The sequence below is a fragment of the Streptomyces sp. NPDC021224 genome (assembly GCF_044332905.1).
GTDB lineage: Bacteria > Actinomycetota > Actinomycetes > Streptomycetales > Streptomycetaceae > Actinacidiphila.
In genome coordinates, this window is sequence record NZ_JBIRPW010000002.1 from 433335 (window position 1) to 454621 (window position 21287).

16 protein-coding genes are annotated in these 21287 nt (G+C 74.7%); 11 read left to right on the forward strand and 5 right to left on the reverse strand.

Translation table 11 applies throughout. The annotated features are described in order from the left end of the window. Positions 1–166: 166 nt before the first annotated feature. Entirely contained in the window at positions 167–4663 is a 4497-nt protein-coding gene (locus ACH4PY_RS07020; RefSeq protein WP_398176792.1) for an FtsK/SpoIIIE domain-containing protein, read from the reverse strand. A gap of 486 nt (positions 4664–5149) precedes the next feature. On the opposite strand from ACH4PY_RS07020, the gene ACH4PY_RS07025 reads away from it, so the two are divergent. The 10 genes from ACH4PY_RS07025 (at position 5150) to ACH4PY_RS07070 (ending at position 14927) form a co-directional block, all read left to right on the forward strand. Next, positions 5150–5860, forward strand: a complete 711-nt coding sequence (locus ACH4PY_RS07025) for a hypothetical protein (RefSeq protein WP_398176794.1) — start codon at positions 5150–5152, stop codon at positions 5858–5860. Between the two features lie 21 nt (positions 5861–5881). Further along, positions 5882–6682, forward strand: a complete 801-nt coding sequence (locus ACH4PY_RS07030; protein WP_398176796.1) for a hypothetical protein — start codon at positions 5882–5884, stop codon at positions 6680–6682. Beyond that, the gene (locus tag ACH4PY_RS07035; RefSeq protein WP_398176798.1) at positions 6679–7986 is read left to right on the forward strand and encodes a CpaF family protein; all 1308 of its coding nucleotides are present in this window, start codon (positions 6679–6681) and stop codon (positions 7984–7986) included. Before ACH4PY_RS07030 ends, ACH4PY_RS07035 begins: the two co-directional genes overlap by 4 nt. Beyond that, entirely contained in the window at positions 7986–8891 is a 906-nt protein-coding gene (locus ACH4PY_RS07040) for a type II secretion system F family protein (protein ID WP_398176800.1), read from the forward strand. Before ACH4PY_RS07035 ends, ACH4PY_RS07040 begins: the two co-directional genes overlap by 1 nt. Positions 8892–8893: 2 nt before the next feature. Beyond that, the gene (locus ACH4PY_RS07045) at positions 8894–9793 is read left to right on the forward strand and encodes a type II secretion system F family protein (protein ID WP_398177611.1); all 900 of its coding nucleotides are present in this window, start codon (positions 8894–8896) and stop codon (positions 9791–9793) included. Positions 9794–9957: 164 nt separating this feature from the next. Next, a complete protein-coding gene (locus tag ACH4PY_RS07050; RefSeq protein ID WP_398176802.1) occupies positions 9958–10203 on the forward strand; it encodes a hypothetical protein in 246 nt (81 codons plus the stop codon). Positions 10204–10255: 52 nt separating this feature from the next. Next, positions 10256–10723, forward strand: coding sequence for a TadE/TadG family type IV pilus assembly protein (locus tag ACH4PY_RS07055; protein ID WP_398176804.1), 468 nt, complete (start codon positions 10256–10258; stop codon positions 10721–10723). Between the two features lie 140 nt (positions 10724–10863). Beyond that, positions 10864–11313 carry a TadE/TadG family type IV pilus assembly protein gene (locus tag ACH4PY_RS07060; protein ID WP_398176806.1) on the forward strand — a complete coding sequence of 150 codons (450 nt, stop codon included), beginning with the start codon at positions 10864–10866 and terminating at the stop codon, positions 11311–11313. After that, entirely contained in the window at positions 11310–11807 is a 498-nt protein-coding gene (locus ACH4PY_RS07065) for a pilus assembly protein TadG-related protein (RefSeq protein WP_398176808.1), read from the forward strand. The genes ACH4PY_RS07060 and ACH4PY_RS07065 overlap by 4 nt, the downstream gene beginning before the upstream one ends. A gap of 114 nt (positions 11808–11921) precedes the next feature. Beyond that, the gene (locus ACH4PY_RS07070) at positions 11922–14927 is read left to right on the forward strand and encodes a BTAD domain-containing putative transcriptional regulator (protein WP_398176810.1); all 3006 of its coding nucleotides are present in this window, start codon (positions 11922–11924) and stop codon (positions 14925–14927) included. A gap of 764 nt (positions 14928–15691) precedes the next feature. Here the strand turns inward: ACH4PY_RS07070 and ACH4PY_RS07075 are convergent. Next, on the reverse strand, positions 15692–16276 hold the full coding sequence (locus tag ACH4PY_RS07075; RefSeq protein WP_398176812.1) for a CGNR zinc finger domain-containing protein: 585 nt from the start codon (positions 16274–16276) through the stop codon (positions 15692–15694). 90 nt (positions 16277–16366) lie between these two features. Between ACH4PY_RS07075 and ACH4PY_RS07080 the strand changes: the two genes are divergently transcribed. Further along, positions 16367–17605: an MFS transporter gene (locus tag ACH4PY_RS07080; protein WP_398176814.1), complete on the forward strand. Its 1239-nt coding sequence runs from the start codon at positions 16367–16369 to the stop codon at positions 17603–17605. 257 nt (positions 17606–17862) lie between these two features. On the opposite strand, the gene ACH4PY_RS07085 is transcribed toward ACH4PY_RS07080, so the two are convergent. From ACH4PY_RS07085 to ACH4PY_RS07095, 3 genes are all read right to left on the reverse strand, one after another. Further along, the gene (locus tag ACH4PY_RS07085) at positions 17863–19497 is read right to left on the reverse strand and encodes a transporter (RefSeq protein ID WP_398176816.1); all 1635 of its coding nucleotides are present in this window, start codon (positions 19495–19497) and stop codon (positions 17863–17865) included. Next, the gene (locus tag ACH4PY_RS07090) at positions 19494–20351 is read right to left on the reverse strand and encodes an ABC transporter ATP-binding protein (RefSeq protein ID WP_398176818.1); all 858 of its coding nucleotides are present in this window, start codon (positions 20349–20351) and stop codon (positions 19494–19496) included. The genes ACH4PY_RS07085 and ACH4PY_RS07090 overlap by 4 nt, the downstream gene beginning before the upstream one ends. 167 nt (positions 20352–20518) lie before the next feature. Next, a complete protein-coding gene (locus ACH4PY_RS07095; protein WP_398176820.1) occupies positions 20519–21241 on the reverse strand; it encodes a bifunctional DNA primase/polymerase in 723 nt (240 codons plus the stop codon). Positions 21242–21287: the final 46 nt, after the last annotated feature.

A 21287-nucleotide genomic window follows, 5' to 3' on the forward strand; every position in this document is an offset into this window, starting at 1 on the left:
AACGCGACGCAGCGAGGGGCCGGACCGGGATCACACCCGGTACCGGCCCCTCCGTCGTTTTCTGCCGACTCCGACTCCGACTCCGACTCCGACGCCGACGCCGACGCCGCCAACGGCCCGGCCCGCGCCCGCGGGGTCCCGGCGGCCGGGACCCCGCGGTCACCGGCTAGCCCAGGGCCACGCCCTGCACCTGCACCATCTCGCCGCCCCGGATGAGCAGCCCGCGCCCGACCGGCCCGCCGCCCACGTCACGCGGCAGCCGGACGTTGAACAGGTCGCCCTCGCTCGCGCCCTGCGGCGACAGCAGCAGCCCACTGCGCGAGCGCCGCGCCTCGACGAGGAAGCCGCGGTACTGCGAGCCCATCTGGTCCGCGGACCCGGCGGCGATCAGCCCGTGCTCGCCGTCCAGACCGGACTTGACGACCGTCTCCAGCGCGGAGTCCAGCGGGGTGTCGTAGATCAGCTCGCCGTCGTCCACGACCACGACGTAGGGCGCCCCGGCCCCCGCGAGGTCCGTCAGCTCCTTGAGGTCGTCGCCCGTCGCCTCGCCCGTCAGCAGCCCCAGCACCCCGGGTTCCCCGGCCAGTTCGCGCAGCGGGGAGCGGCGCGGGCTCACGAGGATCACCGGCACCCCGGCCGCGGTCAGCGAGCGGGCCGCGGCGATGAGGGTGGTGGAGCGGCCCGACTTGGGCGGCCCGGCGATGACGAAGCCCGGCCCGGACTCGCGCAGGTCGATGCCCACCGGCATCAGCTCGTCGCCGCCCACGCCGAGCAGCGCCCACAGCGGCGACGGCGGCGCGAACTCCGGGTCCAGTGCCAGCGCCTCGCTGACGGTGATGCGCGGCGGCAGGGCGTCCACCCGCATGGGCCGGTTGACGCGGGGCGAGCCGCGGTGGAGCTCGACGGCCTCGCGTCCGATCCGCTGCAGCGCCTCCACCTGGGCCTGGCCGGACGGTTCCGCGGCGAGCAGCGCGATCTGGCTCTCCTGCACCCCGTGGTCGGTGGGCCGCAGGGCCCGCCCGGACGGCATGGACTTGGGCACCTCGCGCACCGCGAGGCCGCCGGTGGTGTAGTCGTTGGGGTCGGCCATCCGCAGGATCAGCTTGTCGGCGAAGACCGACGAGATCTGCCCGGAGAAGCCGCTGCGGTCGGAGGTCATCACGATCTTGAGGCCGGCCGCGGCGCCCTCGCGGAAGAGCCGGTTGGCGGCCTCGACGAGCTTGCCGTAGTTGTACGACTCGAAGGTCGAGACGTAGCCCTCCCAGCTGTCGAGCAGCAGCACCATCCATGGCAGCCGCTCCTCCGGAGTGGCGGCCATGGCGCGCTGCTCGGCGGCGCTGGAGGCGCCGCGCAGGGCGAGCAGCTGCTGGCGCCGGGAGACCTCGGCGGCGAGCCGGTCCAGCAGTCGTTGGAGGCGTTCGGGCTGGTCGCGGGTGACGACGGCGCCGCAGTGCGGCAGTCCCACCAGCGGCAGCAGGGCGTTGGCGCCGCAGTCGATGCCGTAGAGGTGGACGTCCTGCGGGGAGGCGATCTGCGCCAGCGAACCGGCGAAGGTGCGCAGCGCGGTGGAGCGGCCGGAGCGCGGGCCGCCGACGATGAGCACGTGCTCGCCGTGCACGATGTCGACGGCGAGCGGTGCTCGCGCCTGCTGCGCGGGCAGGTCGGTGAGGCCGTAGGGGATCGGCGGCACGTCCTGCCAGCCGCCCGCGGCGGCGGGCGCCGCGCCGTGGCCGCCGCCGACCGCCGAGGCGGCCAGTTGCGCGACGGTGACGGTCTCCGGCAGCGGGTCCAGCCACGGCTTGCGCGGGGCGGGCAGCCCCATCAGGTCGGAGGCGGCAGCGATGGCGTCGACCAGCACGGCGAGGTCGGTGACCATGGTGCCGTCGTCCTCGTCGCCGCTCGCGCCGCGCGGCAGCGGGCGGCCGAGCGCGGTCCAGCCCAGTGACTGGACGCCCGCCTTGGCGCGGGTGCCGCCGACCGCGGGGCGGCGGCCACCGATGCGCGCGGACTGCACGCCGACCAGCGACTGGGCGCCGGAGCGCACATAGGCGCGGCCGGGTGTGGACTTGGCGATGGCGCCCGCGTCGGGGGCGTCGATGACGTCCCGCGACTCGTCGGCGTCGGTGACGCGCAGCGCGATGCGCAGGTTGGTGTTGGCGCGGATGTCGGCGCTGACCACACCGGCGGGCCGCTGCGTGGCGAGCACCAGGTGCACGCCGAGGGAGCGGCCGCGGCGGGCGATGTCGACCAGGCCCGCGACGAAGTCGGGGAGTTCGGCGACCAGCGACGCGAACTCGTCGATGATCAGCACCAGCCGGGGCATCGGCTCCAGTTCGGGCCGCAGCCGCCGCGCGTCGCCGTAGTCCTCGATGTCCTTGGTGGCGGCGTTGAAGAGGATCGTCTCGCGGTGGTGCAGTTCGGCGGCGAGCGAGGCCAGGGCCCGTTCGGTGAGGTGCGCGTCGAGGTCGGAGACCATGCCGACGGTGTGCGGCAGCCGGGAGCAGTCCAGGAAGGCGCTGCCGCCCTTGTAGTCGATGAGGACGAAGTTGAGCGCGTCGGGCCGGTTGGCGACGGCGAGCGAGGTGATCACCGTCTGGAGCAGCTCCGACTTGCCCGCGCCGGTGGTGCCCGCGACGAGCGCGTGCGGGCCGTCGCGGCGGATGTCGAGCACGAAGGTGCCGTCGGCGCCGATGCCGATGGGCGCCGCGGTGCTGGAGCCGCCGCGCTGCCAGATGCCGGCGACGTCCGGCCCGGCGGGGTCGGGCATGCCCAGCAGGTCCAGCAGCCGGGCGGAGGTGGGCAGCGCGCTGTCGGCGTCGTCCCGGCTGACGTCCCGGACGGGCGCGAGCGAGCGGGCGACCAGCTGGCACCAGTCGCCGCCGACCTGGTCGGCCAGCACGTCGCCGAGCGCCTCCAGGCCGGCGCCGCGCAGGTGGACGCGGGCGTTGTCCTGCGGCGACCAGCACACCGCGGCCCGTACCTCCTCGGGCAGCAGCCGCTCGTCGGCGTCCAGGCACAGCGCGAGGATGCCGAACCGCGGGCCCTCCTGGAGCAGTTGCGGTACGCCCGGGGTGCGCCGCAGCAGCCGGGCGCCGTCCAGGACGACCAGCACGAACGGGTCGGGCCGCAGGCCGCCGCCCCCGCCGGAGGAGACCGCCTCGGCCTTGCGCCGCTCCAGCTCCTGGAGCAGCTCGTTGATCCGGCGGCCGGTCGTCTCGCCGTCGGTGCCGACGAGCGAGACGCAGTCCTGGCCCTGCTGCGGGGCCAGGTGCGGCAGCCAGTGCGCCCAGCCCCACGCCTGCCCGGCGTCGTGCTCGGACGACAGCAGCACCATCGACAGGTCGCGCGGGCTGTGCAGCACGGCCGCCTGCGCCACCAGCCAGCGCGCGGTGGCCAGGGTGCGCTCACGCAGTCCCGCGACGCCGACGACGCCCAGCTCGGGCAGCGGCAGCGGCACCGGCACGTCGTTGACCTTCGGCGGCACCGGCTGCGGCGAACCCTCCTGCACATGGCCGCCCTTGGGCAGCAGCTCGATGTCGGCGAGCAGGTCGGCGACACCGATGCGCAGCCGCAGCACGTCGTGGTCGGTGAGTCGGCGCTCCCACAGCCGCATGCGCGGGCCGGTGGCCCACAGCAGGATCTGCGCGGCGTCCGGGAAGGCCGCCCGGCGCTCGGCGCGGTCGGTGAGCCGCGCGCTCTCCAGGGTCATCTCGTGCTGGGCCAGTTCGGCCTTGAACTGCTTGGCGGTGGTGCGGTCCTTGCGCTTGCCCTCGCGCGACTCGCTGAGCCACTGCCCGGCCAGCATCATGGGGCTCATCAGGCAGAAGAGCAGCATGTAGATCTGGTGCACCATGAAGAACATCGCCAGGCCGAAGATCAGCGGCACCAGTGCGGCGATGTACTGGAAACGGGCGCCCTCGCCCTTCTGCGGCGGCTGCGGCACGTACAGCCGGGGGCGCGGCGGCAGCGACTTCAGGCGCGGCGGGCGGTTGTAGGCCAGGCCGCCCTCGCCCATCGGCGACAGGTGCGCGTCGGGCTCGCTCGGCACGTCCAGCACCACGACGGTGTCACCGGCGCGTATCTGCGCGCCCAGCGGCCACTCGCGGTCCCCGGTGACCGGCTCGCCCTCCAGGGTCAGTTCGGCGCCCGGCTCCACGGCCAGCGTGACCGTGCCGTCCGCGGCGACCGACACCCGGGCGGCGGCCTGCGGGAGCAGCGGGTCCGGCACCGAGACCGTGCAGTGCTGCCCCGCGCCGATGGTGGCCTTGCCCAGGCCGAGCCGGGCGACCCGGCCGGCGCCGGGGCCGCCGCACACCCGCAGCTCGACCCGCCCGGAGGGCTCGCCGGTGCGCATGAAGGGGCCGATGGAGTCGTCGGTGGTGACGCGCATGCCGTCGCGCAGCACCGCGCCGGCCGGTGCCTGCGGGTCGCACAGCAGGCCGTCCGCCCACAACCGAGGCGCGCCGGGGGCCGCCTCGCGGGTGCCGGGGAAGGCCAGCACCGTGCCGCCGCCCACCGCCGCGGCGTTGAGCTGCGGTGCGCCGCCGCCCGCCGCCTGGGCCAGCGCGGCGGCCACGTCGCCGGCCGAGGCCCCGTCGTCCGCCGCGACGACGACGTCGCGCGCTTCCTCGCCTTGCTGTACGACCGTCACGGTCACCCGCATGGGATGTTCCCTCCCCCGCCGCGGCCGGCCGGCCCGAACCTCACGCTCCGGCCCCGGCCCGGGCGCACGTACCTGTCCCAGGAGGCTATCCGCCTCCGGAAACCTCACGTAACCCCCTCCCGGCCGGGCCGGTTGTGAGCAAACCGTGAACATCGCGCCGGACATCCCGGTACGGGTCCCGGTCCGGCGCGGCCAACGGTGCCCGTACGGGGCCGTGTTACCCGGCAATACAGGCCGCGACCGGCGGTGACGCGGTGCGGAACTGTTGCACGGCTGTGGTCCGTCTGTCGCCCAACGTCCTTGAGGGCCTTTGACGGGCGCTGGTAGCGTCCCGGTGACTTGACATTGGAAAGCGGTTCGGCAGCCAGGCACCCCGGTGACGGCCCGTCCGCGAACGACCGTAAGTCGCGTATGAGCGACGGGGGCAGTCACGTGAGGACCAGGGATCGTTCCAGCGGCGGCGGTGGCGGACACCGCCAGGCCGGTATGCCCGCACCCGCCATGGGTGTGCCGGGCGGCGGTGAGCGGCTGCCGACGGCGCCGCGCGAGCGCAAGCCGGCGCTCGCGGCGCTCGCCGTGCTGCTCATCCTGCTCGGCGCGTTCGGCGCCGTGCTGACGGTGGTGCGGGCGAGCCACAAGGAGTCGTACGTCGAGATCACCCAGTCCGTCGCGGCGGGTGACCCGATACCCGAGTCCGCGATCCGCTCGGTGGACCTGTCCGACGACTCCGGACTCGGCCTGATCCGCTGGGAGCAGCGCGGCGACCTGCTGGACAACTACCGGGCCGCGGTCACGCTGGTGCCCGACTCGATCCTGTCCGGCAACATGATCACCAAGAAGGACAACGTCCTGACGCAGGGCAAGTCCCTGGTCGGACTGTCCCTCCAGGACGGGCAGTTCCCCCGCAACTCGCTCAGCGTCGGCGACACGGTGGCCGCGTACCTCGTCGGCGACAGCGCCACCAAGGACAGCGGCGACGACTCGTCCAGCAGCGGCAGCGGCGGCGGCTCCCAGCAGAGCACCCTGATCAGCAACAAGCTGATCGTGAAGTCCATCGACGTGGACACCTCGGGCAACGGCAGCGGCAACACCTACGTCACCGTCCTCGCCGACACCGCGGACGCCGGTCCGCTGACCAACGCGGCCTCGGCCGGCAACGTCACCCTGGTGCGCATCGCGCCCGCCAGCGGGAACTGAGCGAGCGGCGGCACCTGACCCATGGCACTGATCGCCCTCGCGGCCGACAAGGGCTCGCCCGGCGTCACCACGACCGCGCTCGCGCTGGCCGCGGTGTGGCCGCGGCGCGCCCTGCTCGCCGAGACCGACCCGGCCGGCGGCGACCTGGTCTACCGCTCGCGGGCTGCCCACGGCGGCATGCTCGACCCCAACGTCGGCGTGCTCTCGCTCGCCGCCACCGCCCGCCGCGGCCTGGCCGCCGAGCAGGTGTGGGAGCACACCCAGCCGCTCGCCGGCGGCCTGGACGTCCTCGTCGGACTCGGCGGCTCGGAGCAGGCCGCGGGCCTGACCGGGCTGTGGCCCGTCCTCGGCGAGGTCTTCTCGATGCTCGGCCAGTCGCCGAGCGGCGCGGCCGACGTCATCGCCGACTGCGGCCGGATCAGCGGCGACTCCGCGTCCCTCGGCCTCTTCCAGCACGCCGCGCTGGTGCTGCTGGTGGCCAGGACCGAGGCCGAGCACCTGGCCCGGGTACGGGACCGGGCCGGCGCGCTGTCGGCGAAGCTGCACGGCTCGCAGCGCGGCGCCGGCGCCCTCGGCCACCCGCCGATCGGCGTGCTGCTGGTGGCCGACCCCGGGCACAGCGCCCGGATCGCCGGGCAGGCCAACGACATGCTGGTCGCCTCGCAGATATCCGCCCGGGTCGTCGGCACCGTCGCGCACGACCCGGCGGGCGCCGAGATGCTCACCGGGCGGCGCCGCGGCCGGCTCGACAAGTCCCTGCTGATCCGCTCCACGCGGCAGATCGCCGGCGACGTGCCGAACCGGTACGGGGTCTTCCGATGAGCGAGATCGACCACCAGCTGGTCAAGCGCTTCCGGGAGCAGGCCGGCGACCGGATCGCCGAACAGCGCAGGCTGGACCAGGTCTCCGGCGCGCCGGCGATGAGCCCGGAGGACGAGCGGCAGTTCGCCCGGGCGATCATCGCCCAGATCCTGGAGGACTACGCCCGCCGGGAGATCAACGCCGGCCGCACCCCGCTGGACGCGGTCGCCGAGGAGGCGTACGCGGCCGCCGTGCACGCGGCGCTCTTCGGCGTCGGACGGCTCCAGCCGCTGCTGGACGACCCGGACGTCGAGAACATCGACATCAACGGCTGCGACCAGGTCTTCGTCGGCTACTCCGACGGCCGCGAGCTCCAGGGCGAGCCGGTCGCCGAGAGCGACGAGGAACTGATCGAGCTCATACAGGTGCTGGGCGCCTACTCGGGCCTGTCCTCGCGCCCCTTCGACTCGGCGAACCCGCAGCTCGACCTGCGGCTGCCGGACGGCTCCCGGCTCTCGGCCGTGATGGACGTGACGCGGCGGCCCGCGCTGTCCATCCGCCGCGCCCGGCTCGGCAAGGTCTTCCTCGCCGACCTGGTCGGCAACCGCACGATCACCCCGGAGCTGGCCAGCTTCCTGCACGCGACCGTCATGGCCCGCAAGAACGTGATGATCGCCGGCGCCACCAACGCCGGCAAGACCACCCTGCTGCGGGCGCTGGCCAACGTCATCCCGGCGCACGAGCGGCTCATCACCGTCGAACGCGCCCTGGAACTCGGCCTCGACCAGTTCCCGGAACTCCACCCCAACGTGGTGGCGTTCGAGGAGCGGCTGCCCAACTCCGAGGGCCTGGGCGCCATCTCCATGGCCGAACTGGTCCGCCGCTCGCTGCGTATGAACCCCTCCCGGGTCATCGTCGGCGAGGTCCTCGGCGACGAGATCGTCACCATGCTCAACGCGATGTCGCAGGGCAACGACGGCTCGCTGTCCACGATCCACGCCAACAGCTCGGCCGAGGTGTTCAACCGCATCTCCACCTACGCGCTGCAGGCCAGCGAACGGCTGCCGATCGAGGCCTCGCAGATGCTCGTCGCGGGCGCCATCGACTTCGTGGTCTTCATCCAGCGCCGCAACGACTTCCAGCACGGCGGCACCCTGCGCCGTATGGTCACCTCGGTCCGCGAGGTCAACGGCGTGGACGGCAGGGTACTTTCCAGCGAGGTCTTCGCCGAGGGCAGGACCGGCGCGGCGATGCCGCACGCGCCGATCGCCTGCCTCGACGAACTCCTCGCCAACGGCTACCAGCCCACGGGGGTGTGGCGGTAATGACCGGTGTCTTCTCCTTGACCGTGATGTACGGGCTGCTGGCCGGCGCCGTCGTCGGCGGCGGCATCGCGCTGTTCGTGGTCGCGATCCGCGGCTGGGCGCCAAAACCCGTCGCACCCGGTGAGGCCCCCGCCGAGAAGGCGGGCGAGATGATGCGCTTCCTGTCGCAGCGCGGCTCGATCGCCGCCGTCGCCGGGATCGCGATCATCGCGCTCACCCGCTGGGCGGTACTCGGCATCGCCACCGCGCTGCTCGTCTTCACCTGGGACAAGCTCTTCGGCGGCGCCGCCGACGAACGCGCCGCGATGAAGCGGGTGGAGGCGCTGGCCGGGTGGACGGAGTCGCTGCGCGACACCATCGCCGGCGCGGTCGGCCTGGAACAGGCCATCCCCGCCTCGGCCCGCGCCGCCGCGCCCGCGCTGCGCACCCACCTGGAGTCGCTCGTCGACCGGCTGCGATCCCGCACCCCGCTGCCGGACGCGCTCCAGCACCTCGCCGACGAGATCAACGACGCGTCCGCCGACATCATCATCGCCGCGCTCATCCTCAACTCCCGGCTGCGCGGCCCGGGTCTGCGCGAGGTTCTGGGCGCGCTGGCCAAGTCGGCGCGCGAGGAGGTCGACATGCGGCAGCGCGTGATGGCGCAGCGCGCCAGCACCCGGCGCAGCGTGCAGATCGTCGTCATCGTCTCGGTCGTCGTGGTGCTCGCGCTGGCCATCTTCAACCGCGGCTTCGTCAAGCCCTACGGCACCCTGCTGGGGCAGATGGTGCTGCTGATCGTCTGCGCGCTGTTCGGCGCCGGCTTCTGGTGGCTGCGCAGCCTGTCGAAGGTCGAGACCCCGGCCCGCTTCCTCGTCCACTCGCCCGAACTCCACGCCCAGCGGCAGGAGGTGCTGCACCGGTGAACATGCTCGCACTGGCCGGACTGCTCGGCGCCGTGACCGGTATCGGCATCTACGCCCTCGTCCGGGCGCTCGCCCCGGGCCGCAGCAGCGCCGCGGCCACCGTCGCCCAGATCGACGCCCTGCGCGCGCAGGGCCCCGTGGCCGGCCCCGCCCCGCGCGCGACCGACCTGCGCGGCCGGATCGGGCAGCGGGTCGCCGCCTTCTACCTCGAACAGGGCTGGGAGCTGCGCTCGATGCGCGCCGACCTGGCCGTACTGGACCGCAGCTGGGAGGGCTTCCTCGCGACCAAGCTGCTGCTCGGCGCGGCCGGCCTGGTCTTCGGGCCGTTCCTCTACGCACTGGTCTGGCAGCTCGGTTTCGGCATCAGCCCCATCGTCCCGGTGTGGCTGGCGCTGGCCTGCGCGGGCCTGTTCTTCATGCTGCCCGACCTCGAAGTGCGCCGCGACGCCACCGAGAAGCGCAAGGACCTGCGCCGGGTGATCGGCGCCTACCTGGACCTGGTGTCGATGAACCTGGCGGGCGGCCGCGGTCTGCCCGAGGCGCTGATGGCCGCGGCCGAGGTCAGCGACGGATGGGCGCTGGTCCGTATCCGCAGCTGCCTCAACGACGCCCGGATCACCGGCATCAGCCAGTGGGTCGCGCTCGGCCGGCTCGGCACGGAGCTAGGCGTCGAGGAACTGCAGGACCTGTCCGTCGCGCTCGGCCTGGTGGCCGACGACGGCGCCAAGATCCGCGAGTCGCTGGCCTCCCGCGCGGAGACCATGCGGCACCGCGAGCTCGCCGAGATCGAGGGATCCGCGGGCGAGAACTCGCAGTCCATGCTCGTGGCGCAGCTGATGCTCGCCGCGGGGTTCCTGGTCTTCCTGATGTTCCCGGCCGCCATGCGCGTCTTCCAGGCGTGAACCGGCACCACCTCGGACGCGTCCCACCGACCGGGCGGCAACGGCGCCGCGGGCAGGACGCCCGACGCACGACGTATGAAGCACACGCACCACGCACCACGCACGACATGCACCGCACGACCGACAACCCGACTGAGAGTCGTCCGCCAGAAAGGATCCGGACCATGAACCGTCCCAACCCCCTCGCCAAGGCGACCACCGCGGTCGCCGGGCTCGTCCGCCGCCGTATCGCCTGGGCACGCAACGAGGGCCGCAGCATCGGCGCCTCCGCCGTGGAATGGGTGATCATCTCGGCGATCGTCGCCGCGCTGGTCGCCGGTATCGGCGTGACCATCAGCAAGGCGCTGAACAAGAAGACCGGCGACGTCAAGAGCTGCATCCAGAATTCGAGCACCACGACGAAGTGCTGACGCCCGCCGGACACCGGCGGACGGCAGGACAGCGGAAAGGACGGGGGAGACGATGAAGGCGGTGGGCCGCGTGCTGCGCGACCGGTTCGCCGCCGCGCGCGGCGACAGCGGCGTGGGGCGGCGCAGGGCGGACGACCGCGGGATGACCGCGATCGAGTTCGTCTTCCTGACGCCGTTGGTCTTCGGGGTCATCATCATCACCGTGCAGTTCGCGATGTACTACTTCGCCACGCACGTCGCGATCGCCGCGGCCCGCGCGGGTGCCCGGGAGGCCCGTACCCAGGCGGCCGTGAGCGGCAGCGACTGGCAGGGCCGGGCGCAGAAGAAGGCCGGCTCCTACATCGACGGGCTCGGCGGCAGCCTGCTCACCAGCCCGAAGGTCACCGTCCAGCGGGTCGCGGGGCACCGCGACCGGATCAGCGTCGAGGTGTCGGGCCACGTGCCGTCCATCCTCGGCATCGGCATCACGGTGGACCGCAAGTCCGAGGGCCCGATCGAGCAGTTCATGCCCAACGGGTGAGGGAGCGGCCCGGCATGACGGCAACGGGGACGGCACGCGAGGCCCGCAGCGCGCGTGCGACACGGAAGACGACGGGGACGACGGGGAGTTCGGGGATCTACGGGGATGACCGGGACGGGGACAGTGAGGACGGCGGGACGGTGACGTACAGGACGGCGACGGCCGCCGCGGGGGAGGAGAAGGGCGCGGGGGAGAGGGCCGGGGACGCCGGGATCTCGACGATCGAGGTCGTGATCATCGCACCGGTGCTCATCCTCTTCATCCTGGTGCTGGTCGCCTTCGGGCAACTGGCCGACGCCCGCGGCGAGCTGGACGGCGCCGCGCGCGACGCGGCACGGGCCGGTTCGCTGCACGGCAACCACGCCAAGGCCAACACCGCGGCCCGGCAGACCGCGACGCAGGACCTCCAGCACATCTGCTCCGGCCCGATCCGCATCACCCACGACAACACCCGGTGGGCCCCCGGCGGGGTCTACACCGTCCAGGTCTCCTGCTCGGTACGCGGCCTGTCCGACCTCGGCCTGCCCATCACCACCACCCTGAGCAGCGAGTTCGCCTCGCCCCTCGACCCCTACCGGAGGTTCGAGTGAAGCCCCTGCTGCGCGCCCGCCTGCGGGCGGTACGGGAGGCGTACGACCGGGCGGGCCGGCGGGCGTACGGTCGGGCGGGCGACCGCGGTTCGGGCGCCATCGCGCTGCTCATCTTCGCGCTGCTCTTCGTCACGCTCGCCGCCTTCGTCGTCGACGGCGGCCGGGTGCTGTCCACCCGCGAGCGCGCCGCCGACCTCGCCGAGCAGGCCGCCCGCGCGGCCGCGCAGGACATCGACGTCAACGCCCTGCGCTCGGGCGCGAACCTGGGGAAGACCGCGCCGATCCTCTACGGCAACTGCCAACGGGACATCACGCGGTACCTGCTGTCGGCCGGCGTCAGCAAGCAGGACGTCGGCCGGGCCAGCTGCCACGGGAACGCCCGGCGGATCACCGTCACCGTCAAGATCAGCTTCCAGCCCATGGTGACCAGCCTCTTCGCGCTCGACAACCACACGGTCACCGGAACGGCCACCGCGGAGGCGCTCACGCAGTGACCGCGGTGCCGTGCCGGGGCAGGGCACCGCGCACACGTATCGCGCCACCGGGCGCGTCGCATAACGTCAGGACCGCACAGCACGCAACGGAGCAGAGGAAGCAGGGCAGCAGCGATGGCACGCTCCACCGCCACGGGACGCCACCAGTCGCAGGCGCGGCCGGGGCCGGGGCAGCACCCGGGCCGGCCGCCGCGCAGGCAGCGTACGTTCGGCGACGTCGTCCGCGCGCTGGGCGCCTTCGTGGTGCTCGCCGCGCTCGTGGTCGGCGTGCCCGGAGCGCTGCTGCACTTCATCGGCTCGCCCTTCCCGCACCACTTCGACTCCGACGTGCTGCGGCAGCCCATCACCACCGAGACCTTCGTCAACTGCCTCGCGGTGCTGGTGTGGATCGCCTGGGCGCAGTTCACCGCGTGCGTGCTGGTCGAGGGCAAGGCGGCGTTCTCCGGTGTGGGCGTGCCGCGGCACATACCCGGCTCCGGCGGCAGCCAGCTGCTGGCCCGCCAGCTCGTCGCGGCGCTGCTGCTGCTCGGCGTCGGCGCGGCCACCCTGTCGCCCGTGCTCGGCCAGCACGGCACCCACCACCAGGCCGAGCACCAGGGCCGTCCGGGCGCCGTCGCCGCCGCGCAGCAGACCCCGGGCGTCCCGCACCAGGGCTCCTCGAACGTCGTCGCCCCGCCGGAGGGCGGCGCGGGCCACGCCGGGACCGTCCGCAGCGTCGAACACGCCCAGCAGGACACGAAGTTCTACCGGATCCAGCCGCCCGAAGGCCGCCACCACGACTCCCTGTGGGACATAGCCCAGCGCCACCTCGGCGACGGGCGCCGCTACAAGGAGATCTACTCCCTCAACAAGGACCGTGTGCAGCCCGACGGTTCAAAGCTCTCGCAGGCCAGCCTCATCCGGCCCGGCTGGATCATGGAGATGCCCGGCGACGCGACCGGCGGCGAGATCGTCGACATGCCGGCCGCCGGGGCGCAGCAGGTCCAGCACGTCGCCCACGACATCCAGCACTACGCCGAGCACGGCGGCGCCAAGGACACCGCGGCCGAGGGCGCGGGCGGCGGCGCCCACCAGGCCCCGCACCAGACCCCGGCCCACACCCCCGCGCCCGACCAGCACCAGTCGCCCGCCGTACCCGGCCCCGCCCCCGCCCCCGAACAGGCCGGCGCGCACGGCCCCGGGCACGTCCCCACCGTCCACGCCGCCGCCCACCACGGCGGGCTCTCCCAACTGCCCGAGGCGCTCATCGCCGCCCCGCTGCTGGCCGCGGGCCTGCTCGCCGCGCTCGGCAGGCGGCGCCGCACCGAACTGTGGCAGTCCGTCGCCGAGGGCATCCTGCGCGTCCCGCGTACCCTGCAGGGCCCCGCCGCCGACGCCGACGACGCGCTGCGGATCGGCGCCGACCCCGAGACCGTCGCCTTCCTCGACCGGGGCCTGCGCGCGCTGTCCGCCCAGCTCGACAGCGAGGGACGGCAACTGCCCACCGTCTACGCCGCCTGGCTCACCCCCGACGAACTGCACCTCCAGCTCGCCTGGTCCGAAGGAACCCCGCCCGCGCCCTGGGTGCTGGGCCAGGACGAGACCTTCTGGCGGCTCGCCCGCACCTCGCTGCCCGCCGACGCCGACACCGCGGCCGCCGCCCCCTACCCGGGCCTGGTCACCCTCGGCACCCTCGACGAGGCACGCCTGCTGCTCAACCTCGAAGCGGTGCCCGGCGTCGTCTCGCTCGCCGGCGCCAAGGCCGACCGCGACGCCGTCCTCGCCTCCATCGCCGCGGAACTGGCCACCAACGGCTGGTCCGACCGCATGACCGTGACCCTCGTCGGCTTCGCCGAGGACCTCACCGCCCTCGCCCCCGGCCGGGTACGGCACGTCGCCGACGTCTCCGAGGCCATCGAGACCATGACCGCCGAGACCGAGCAGCGCCGCGCCGCGCTCCAGGCCGCCGGGCAGGACAGCGTCCTCACCGGCCGCGCCGGGCGCGCCCAGCACAGCCACTGGGCACCCCACCTGGTGCTCGTCGCCGACCGGCCCGACGACCCGCAGACCCAACGGCTCGCCGAACTCGCCGCCGACGCCGGACGGCTCGGCCTCGGCTACCTCCTCGCCGCCGACACCACCGCCGTCCCCGGCGCCGCCTGGGAGCTGGAGATCAGCCCCGCGGGCCGGCTCACCGCCCCGCTGCTCGGCCTCGACCTCGCCGCACAGCGACTGCCCGCCGCGCAGTACGCCGCCGTCCTCCAGCTCTTCGCGCAGGCCGGGGCGGGCGACGGCAGCGACGACGGGCGCGACCCCGACCCCGGCGCCCCCGCCTTCCTCGTCGACCTCAGCGACCGCGGCCGCCCCGGCGTCTACGCCCGCCTCCTCGGCGCCTTCGAGGTCAACGGCGTCCCGGCTCCCGAGGCCGACCGCGGCCCGTTGCTCCACGAAGCCCTCGCGCTGCTCCTGCTGCACCGCGAAGGCGTCCACCCGCGCGTCCTGGCCTCCGCGCTGTGGCCGCGCGGCGTCACCGAGGACGTCCGCGACGGACTCGTCGACCGGCTCCGTGACTGGCTCGGCACCGACCCCGACGGCACCCCCCGGCTCACCCACGACGAGACCGGCCGCATCGTGCTCGCCCCGTCCATCGTCTCCGACTGGGACGTCCTCCAGACCCTCCACCACCAGGCCGAACAAGGCGTCGGCGCACACGACCCCGCCGCCCGCCGCCGACTCCTCACCGACGCCCTCTCCCTCGCCCGCGGCCGCCTCCTCGACGACCGCGCCGCCGGCCGCTACGGATGGCTCTCGCACGAGATCGTCGAGGCCCAGCACCCGGTACTGGTCGCCGAGATCGCCCTCGCGCTCGCCACGCTGCACCTCGACGCGGGCAAGCCGAAGGCGGCGGTCGCCGCGGTGGAGACGGCCATGGGCGTCGCCCCCCAGGACGAGCGCCTCTGGCTCGCCCTGCTCCGCGCCGCCCACGCCACCGGCGACCCGGCCCGCCTCGAATTCGCCGCCGCGTCCCTCCTGAGCCGCACCACCACCGCCGGCCCCGCCCGGGGCCTCCCCCCACGCGTCGAGGCACTCCTCGACGACCTCCACCCCGCCTGGCGCCAGTCTCTCGCCGAGCTGGCGTAAACCGCCCTACGCGGCCGAGCCCCCGCTCTGCGCTGCCGCGCCGGGCCCACCGGTGGGGCCGCGCCGACGCCGCCGAGCCCCCGCTCTGCGCTGCCGCGCCGGGCCCACCGGTGGGGCCGCGCCGACGCCGCCGGGTCCTCGTTCTGCGCTGGCGCGCTGGGCCCACCGGTGGGGCCGCGCCGACGCCGCCGGGTCCTCGTTCTGCGCTGGCGCGCTGGGCCCACCGGTGGGGCCGCGCATGCGCCGCCGGGTCCCCGTTCTGCGCTGGCGCGCTGGGCCCGCTTCTCGCGCTGCGGCTGCGCTACTGGGCCGCCGCTCTTCGGGCCGCGCCGACGCCGCGGGGCCCCTGTTTCGCGCTGCCGCGCGGGGGACCCGTTTTGGGGGTGCGCGTGCCGCGCGCGGCGAGCGTTTTTCGGGGTGCGCGTGTCGCGCTGGGGACCCGTTTTTTAGGGGCGCGGGGAACTGCGCGACCAGCCTCCACCGGGGGCGCGGGTAGTCACCGCCCGAAAGGGGCAGTTGCTGTCGTGTCCGGACCACCGGCCGGTGGTGGGTTGCGCGCGCAGTTCCCCGCGCCCCTAGAAACGGGTGCCCCGCAGCGCAGGCGCAGGCTGAAAACGGGTGTCCCGCGGTGCAGGCGCAGGCTGAAAACGGGTGTCCCGCGGTGCAGGCGCAGGCTGAAAAACGAGTGACCGGTGGCGCAGGCGGAGCCTGAGTGCGCGGCCGCGCGGAGGGGGAACGGGGTGAGGCCCCGGGAGAGGCGCGGGTCAGGTACGCGCGCGGTACGTGGACTTCTTCGCACGGTTGCCGCACACATCCATCGAGCACCACCGCCGCGTCCCCGGACGCGACGCGTCGAGGAAGACCGCTCCGCAATCCGCGGCAGCGCATTCGTGGAGGCGGGCCAGAAGCGCGGGCGCGGCCGCGAGTTCGAGGGCGTCGCGTGCGACGAGGGCGAGGACGGCGCCGACGGGCTCCTCGGCCCGCCAGCGCAACTCGCCGTCGGGGGCCAGGCGCGGTACGGGGACGGGCTGCGCGGCGGCGCGGTTGAGGCGGGTACGGACCGAGGGCGCGGCGACGGCGCCGTCCCCCGCGCGGGCGGCGGCGATGAGCGCGTACACCGCCTCCCGCAGGGCGCGGGCCTCGCGGACGGCCGCGTCGGTGGGCTCCGCCGCCGAGCGGGACGTGTCGAGCGCGGGCCCGCACTGCCGTACCCACGCGGCGAGCGCGGCGCCGTCCGCCAGTTCCTCCTCCGGGCGCGGCGTCCCGCGGTACCGCAGGGTGCGCAGGTAGTCCAGGCAGAGCCGCCCGGCCCCCTGCCGGAAGCGCGGCGGCGCGGTGGTGTCCGTCATGCGGGCCAGCGTACCCCCGGAACCGGTATGACTGGTACCGTCATCGCACCGGTTATACCGGTGCCGTGAACTCCGCGCAGTGAGGTGACGATGTCCCAGCCGAACGGCCCCGCAGGCCTCGCGATGCCCGCCCGGGGAAGCGCGCACCGCCCGGCCCCGGCGGCGGCGCCGCAGGACGGCCCGCCGCGCCGCCTCGTGGTGCTGCTCGCCGTCGCGTGCGGCCTGACCGTCGCGAACCTCTACTACGCGCAGCCGCTGCTCAGCGAGCTGCGCCGGTCCTTCCACATCGGCACGGTCACCGCGGGCAGCCTGGTGACCGCCGGCCAGCTCGGCTACGCGCTCGGGCTGCTCCTCGTCGTGCCGCTCGGCGACGTGCTGGAGAAGCGGCGGCTGGCCACGCTGCTGCTCACCCTCACCGTCGCCGCGCTCGCCCTGGCCGGCCTCGCACCGGACTTCGGGGTGCTGCTCGCCGCGTCCCTCGTGCTGGGCTGCACCCTGACGGTCGCCCAGGTCCTCGTGCCGTACGCCGCCGACCTCGCGCCCGACGCGAGCCGCGGACGGGTCGTCGGGCAGGTGATGAGCGGGCTGCTCACGGGCATCCTGCTGTCCCGCACGGTCGGCAGCCTCATTGCCGACGCCACGAGCTGGCGCGCCGTCTACCTCGGCTCGGCGGCGCTCATGACCGTCCTCACGCTGGTGCTGCGCTCCGCCCTGCCGCCGCGGCAGCCCGCGGCGGCGCTGCCGTACGGGGCACTGCTGCGCTCCACGCTGCGCCTGCTGCGGGTCCATCCGGCGCTGCGCCGCCGGGCGCTGTACCAGGCGGCGATGTTCGGGGCGTTCAGCGTCTTCTGGACGACGATCTCCTTCGTGCTCACCGCCGCGCCCTTCCACTACAGCCAGTGGCAGGTCGGGCTGTTCGCCCTCGCGGGCGCGGGCGGCGCGCTCATCGCCCCGCTGGCCGGGCGGTGGGCCGACCGCGGCCTGGTCCGCCCGATGACCGCCGCGGCGTTCGTCGCCGCCGCGGCCGCGTTCGGCCTCGCGGCGGCCGGGCGGCACAGTGTGCTCGCGCTGGGTGCGGCGGCGGTGGTGCTGGACATGGCCGTCCAGACCACGCTCGTCCTGGGCCAGCATGTCGTCTACGCCCTCGACGGCGGCGCCCGTGCCCGCCTCAACAGCGCGTACATGGCCACGTTCTTCGTCGGCGGGGCGGTGGGCTCCCAGGCGGGTTCCGCCGCGTACCACCTCGGCGGCTGGCCTCTGACGACGGCCCTGGGCGCCGTCCTCCCCCTCCTGGCCCTGGCCTCCACACTGCGGCTGCGCCGCGGATGAGCACTTCCCGGCCGCGCCGGGCAGCCGTTTTCAGGGGCGGGGGGAACTGCGCGGCCAGCCACGACGGGGGCGCGGGTAGTCACCGTCCGAAAGGGGCAGTTGCTGTCGTGTCCGGACCACCGGCCGGTGGTGGGTTGCGCGCGCAGTTCCCCGCGCCCCCAAAACGCGTGCCCGGCAGCGCAGCCGTGCCCTGAAGACGCGGGCCCGGCGCGGCAGCGCAAGACGCTCGCCCCCGGCGAAGGGGGAAGCCCCGCCGGCTAGAGGCGGACCGCGGTGAGGATTTCGGGGAGGCGGCCGAGGAGGCGGGGCGCGGAGAGGCGGAGGGAGAGGGCGGCGAGGGCCCCGCCGTAGAGGATGCCGACCGGGAGGGCGAGCCAGAGCAGGCCGTGGTGGCCGGTCACGTGGAGGACGACGACGGGCACGAGGACGGGCACGCACAGCACCGCCGCGGCGAGTGTGCCGCCGAGCAGGTTGAGGCCGGCGAGGCTGCTCTGGCCGGGTGCGGCGGAGCCGAACGGGTTGTCGTGCGGGAGCGCGTACGGGTAGCGCACGCTCGCGGCGCACCCGGTGGCGACGAGGGCGCCGAGGAACGCGTACGACACCCCCAGTGTCTCGGCCAGCGAACCGGCCTGGCCGAGGACGAGGTCCGCGCCGACCGTCACCACGGTGACGTAGGGCAGGGCTATCGCGCCGACCGCGAGGGCCCGTCCGCGCAGTTCCAGTTCCGCGTCGCGGCGGTCGGCGATCGTGGCCGCGACCGTCCAGAAGGCGGAGCCGTCCGTGCCGAACAGGTTGAACATCTGGACGCCGAGCAGCCCGGCGGCCCACAGGCACTGGTAGACGCTGCCGTGCTGGAAGACGGCGACGGCCGGCAGCAGCAGGCCGATCGCGAGTCCGGTCACCATCGAGGCCTTGGTGCGCGGTTCGCGCCACATGTAGCGGAACTGCCGCTGCACGACCGTGCCCGTCCGCCCCTCGGGCAGCCGCGGCCAGGGCAGCCGCCGGGTGCGTCCGGCGCCGTCCGCGCGGCTCGCGGACTCCTCCGGGGCGGCGGAGATCGTGGACGCGTCGGGGGAGACCATGAGCCGCACCAGGCTGTGGTGCCACCAGCGCAGCACCGCGGCCAGCACCACGGCGGTCAGGGCGAGTTGCAGGGCCGCCAGGCCGTACGCGCCGCGGTCGGCGGAGCGGACGGCGTCGACGGCGGTGCCGGGCGGTATCCAGCGGACCACGGACAGCGCGGAGTCGGCGTGGTCCAGCCCGTTCCCGCCGGACAGCGAATCCGCGCCTATCCGCACCAGTTGCGCGCCTATCGCCACGAAGACGCCGCTGAGCACCGCGAGGTCGCGGCCCTTGCGGCTGGTCAGCAGCCGGGTGTTGGCCGCGGCGACGGCCCGGGAGAGGGAGACGCACAGGGCGAGGACCAGCAGCGCGGCGGGTACGGCGGCGACGGCGGACACGGCCCCGTACGCGAGGGACACGACGGCGCCGGCGATGAGCAGCGCGGTGAGCAGCGGGCCGACGCCGACGAGTGAGGAGACGAGCAGCGCGGTCAGCAGCGGGCGCGGGCGCAGCGGCAGCATGGTGAGGCGGGTCGGGTCGAGGGTCTCGTCGCCGCCGAAGAAGAAGAGCGGTACGACGGCCCACCCCACCGCGAGCACCACGGCCACGGTGACGGCGACCGCCGGGGCGTGCTCGCTGTGCCGCATCGAGAGCAGGGCCGCGGTGTTGGCGAGGGTGAAGACGAGGGCCAGGCCGACGCCCGCGCACCAGCCGACCGTACGCCCGGTGGACTGCCGCAGTCCGTTGCGCAGGAGCGTCAGCTTGAGCCGGACGAAGACGGCGGTCACCGGCGTGGCGGCCGCGGGCGGGGGAGCGGTGGTGGCGGTCATCGCGCGCCGCCGCCCAGCCATTCCAGGCCCTCGCCGCCGGAGCGGTTCGCGCCGACCAGCGACAGGAAGGCGTCCTGGAGGCTGCCGGACGCGCCGCGCACCTCGGCGAGGGTGCCGCGGGCCACGATCCGGCCCGCGGCCATGACCGCGACCCAGTCGCACAGGCTCTCCACCAGCTCCATCACGTGCGAGGAGAAGACGACCGTGCCGCCGCCGCCGGTGAAGCGCTCCAGCACCCCGCGGATGACCTGCGCGGACACCGGGTCGACGCCCTCGAACGGCTCGTCGAGGAAGAGGACGTCCGGATTGTGCAGCAGGGCGGCGGCCAGGCCGATCTTCTTGCGCATACCGGTCGAGTAGTCCACCACCAGCTTGTTCTGGGAGCCGGTCAGGTCCAGCACGTCCAGCAGCTGGGCGGCGCGCCGGTCGGTCTCGGCGCCGGGCAGGCCGCGCAGCCGTCCGGTGTAGGCGAGCAGTTCGCGTCCGGACAGCCGCTCGAAGAGCCGCAGGCCCTCGGGGAGGACGCCGATCCTGGCCTTGACCGCGACCGGGTCCGCCCACACGTCGTGGCCGTGGATCTGCACCAGGCCGTCGTCCGGCCGGAGCAGTCCGGTGATCATGGAAAGGGTCGTCGTCTTCCCCGCCCCGTTCGGCCCCACCAGGCCGACGAACAGGCCCGCGGGCAGGTCGAGATCGACACCGGCCACGGCGGCCTGGGTGCCGAACTGCTTCCACAGCCCGCGCACCCGCACCGCGGGGACGGGCCCTTCCTCCTGCCCGCCGGCCCCCTCCGCGCGGTTGCCGTAGTACGGCAGCGGTGTGCCCCGCTGTGCTCCCTGCTCCGACTCGGCCATGACCTGCCGCCTCCCCCTGCCCCGTGCCCTGCGCCGCGGCTTCCCACGGACAGTGACACCCTAGACGGGGCCACTGACAGTGACCGTTTCTCGCGCTGGGTGACGGCCGGCCGGGGGGTGGCGGCCGGACCGGGGAGGCCGCGGAACCGCCCCCGTCCGGCGGGAGTTCAGCGTCCTCGTGGGGGCGCGGCCGCGGCCGCGGCGCCGGCGGACGGCCGGTGGGCGGGGGCGGTTCCGGCCCGCGCGGCGTCCGTCGCCTCGCGGGCGCACGCGTAGGCGAGCGCGCCGAGCGCCTGGGTGGCGTCCGGCAGCCAGCGGTTCGCGGGGACGGGGCGGCGGGCCCACACCACCGCCCCTGCAGGAACGGTTCTGGTGGGCGGGGCGACGACCCAGCTGCCCCGGCCGCGGACCGAGAGGTCGAGCGTCGAGGGCCGGCAGCCGAAACGGCGCAGCGTGTCGGGCACCTTGTCGCCGCTGCCCGGCAGGACGAAGAACATTATCCGGCGGCCGGGGGCGCCGAGCACCGGTCCGAGCGGCAGGTCCATCCGCTCGCTGCGGGCCAGCGCGAGGCAGCCCGCGTCCTCCGACACCTCCAGGACGTCGAAGGAGCGCCCGGTGGGCAGCAGGACGGAGGAGCGCGGCTGTTTCTGCCACATGTGCCGCACCGCCGCGACCGCGCCGCTGGCCCCCGTCGCCCAGTCGGGGCGCGTGGGGTGTGCGCCGGGCGCCGGGCAGTCGGGGGAGTTGCAGGAGCAGCAGGGCGCACCGGTGGGGTCTGCCTCCAGCCAGGTGCCGGGCAGGACGTCCCACTGGCGGTCCTCGGCGTAGCGGACAGCCGCCTCGGCCAGGTCGCCCGTGAGCCGGGGCGGGAGTGGGTTGCTTTTGTCCACGCGGTGCTCAACACCCCCTCGTGGCCGGGGGTTACGGGCGGTCGCG

Excerpts from the sequence above, each read along its gene's own strand:
- ACH4PY_RS07030 (WP_398176796.1), top strand. The coding sequence starts at position 5,882 with ATGGCACTGATCGCCCTCGCGGCCGACAAGGGCTCGCCCGGCGTCACC.
- ACH4PY_RS07080 (WP_398176814.1), top strand. The coding sequence starts at position 16,367 with ATGTCCCAGCCGAACGGCCCCGCAGGCCTCGCGATGCCCGCCCGGGGA.
- ACH4PY_RS07020 (WP_398176792.1), bottom strand. The coding sequence starts at position 4,663 with ATGCGGGTGACCGTGACGGTCGTACAGCAAGGCGAGGAAGCGCGCGAC.
- ACH4PY_RS07085 (WP_398176816.1), bottom strand. The coding sequence starts at position 19,497 with ATGACCGCCACCACCGCTCCCCCGCCCGCGGCCGCCACGCCGGTGACC.
- ACH4PY_RS07025 (WP_398176794.1), top strand. The coding sequence starts at position 5,150 with ATGCCCGCACCCGCCATGGGTGTGCCGGGCGGCGGTGAGCGGCTGCCG.
- ACH4PY_RS07040 (WP_398176800.1), top strand. The coding sequence starts at position 7,986 with ATGACCGGTGTCTTCTCCTTGACCGTGATGTACGGGCTGCTGGCCGGC.
- ACH4PY_RS07035 (WP_398176798.1), top strand. The coding sequence starts at position 6,679 with ATGAGCGAGATCGACCACCAGCTGGTCAAGCGCTTCCGGGAGCAGGCC.
- ACH4PY_RS07050 (WP_398176802.1), top strand. The coding sequence starts at position 9,958 with ATGAACCGTCCCAACCCCCTCGCCAAGGCGACCACCGCGGTCGCCGGG.
- ACH4PY_RS07075 (WP_398176812.1), bottom strand. The coding sequence starts at position 16,276 with ATGACGGACACCACCGCGCCGCCGCGCTTCCGGCAGGGGGCCGGGCGG.
- ACH4PY_RS07055 (WP_398176804.1), top strand. The coding sequence starts at position 10,256 with ATGAAGGCGGTGGGCCGCGTGCTGCGCGACCGGTTCGCCGCCGCGCGC.
- ACH4PY_RS07090 (WP_398176818.1), bottom strand. The coding sequence starts at position 20,351 with ATGGCCGAGTCGGAGCAGGGAGCACAGCGGGGCACACCGCTGCCGTAC.
- ACH4PY_RS07070 (WP_398176810.1), top strand. The coding sequence starts at position 11,922 with ATGGCACGCTCCACCGCCACGGGACGCCACCAGTCGCAGGCGCGGCCG.
- ACH4PY_RS07045 (WP_398177611.1), top strand. The coding sequence starts at position 8,894 with ATGCTCGCACTGGCCGGACTGCTCGGCGCCGTGACCGGTATCGGCATC.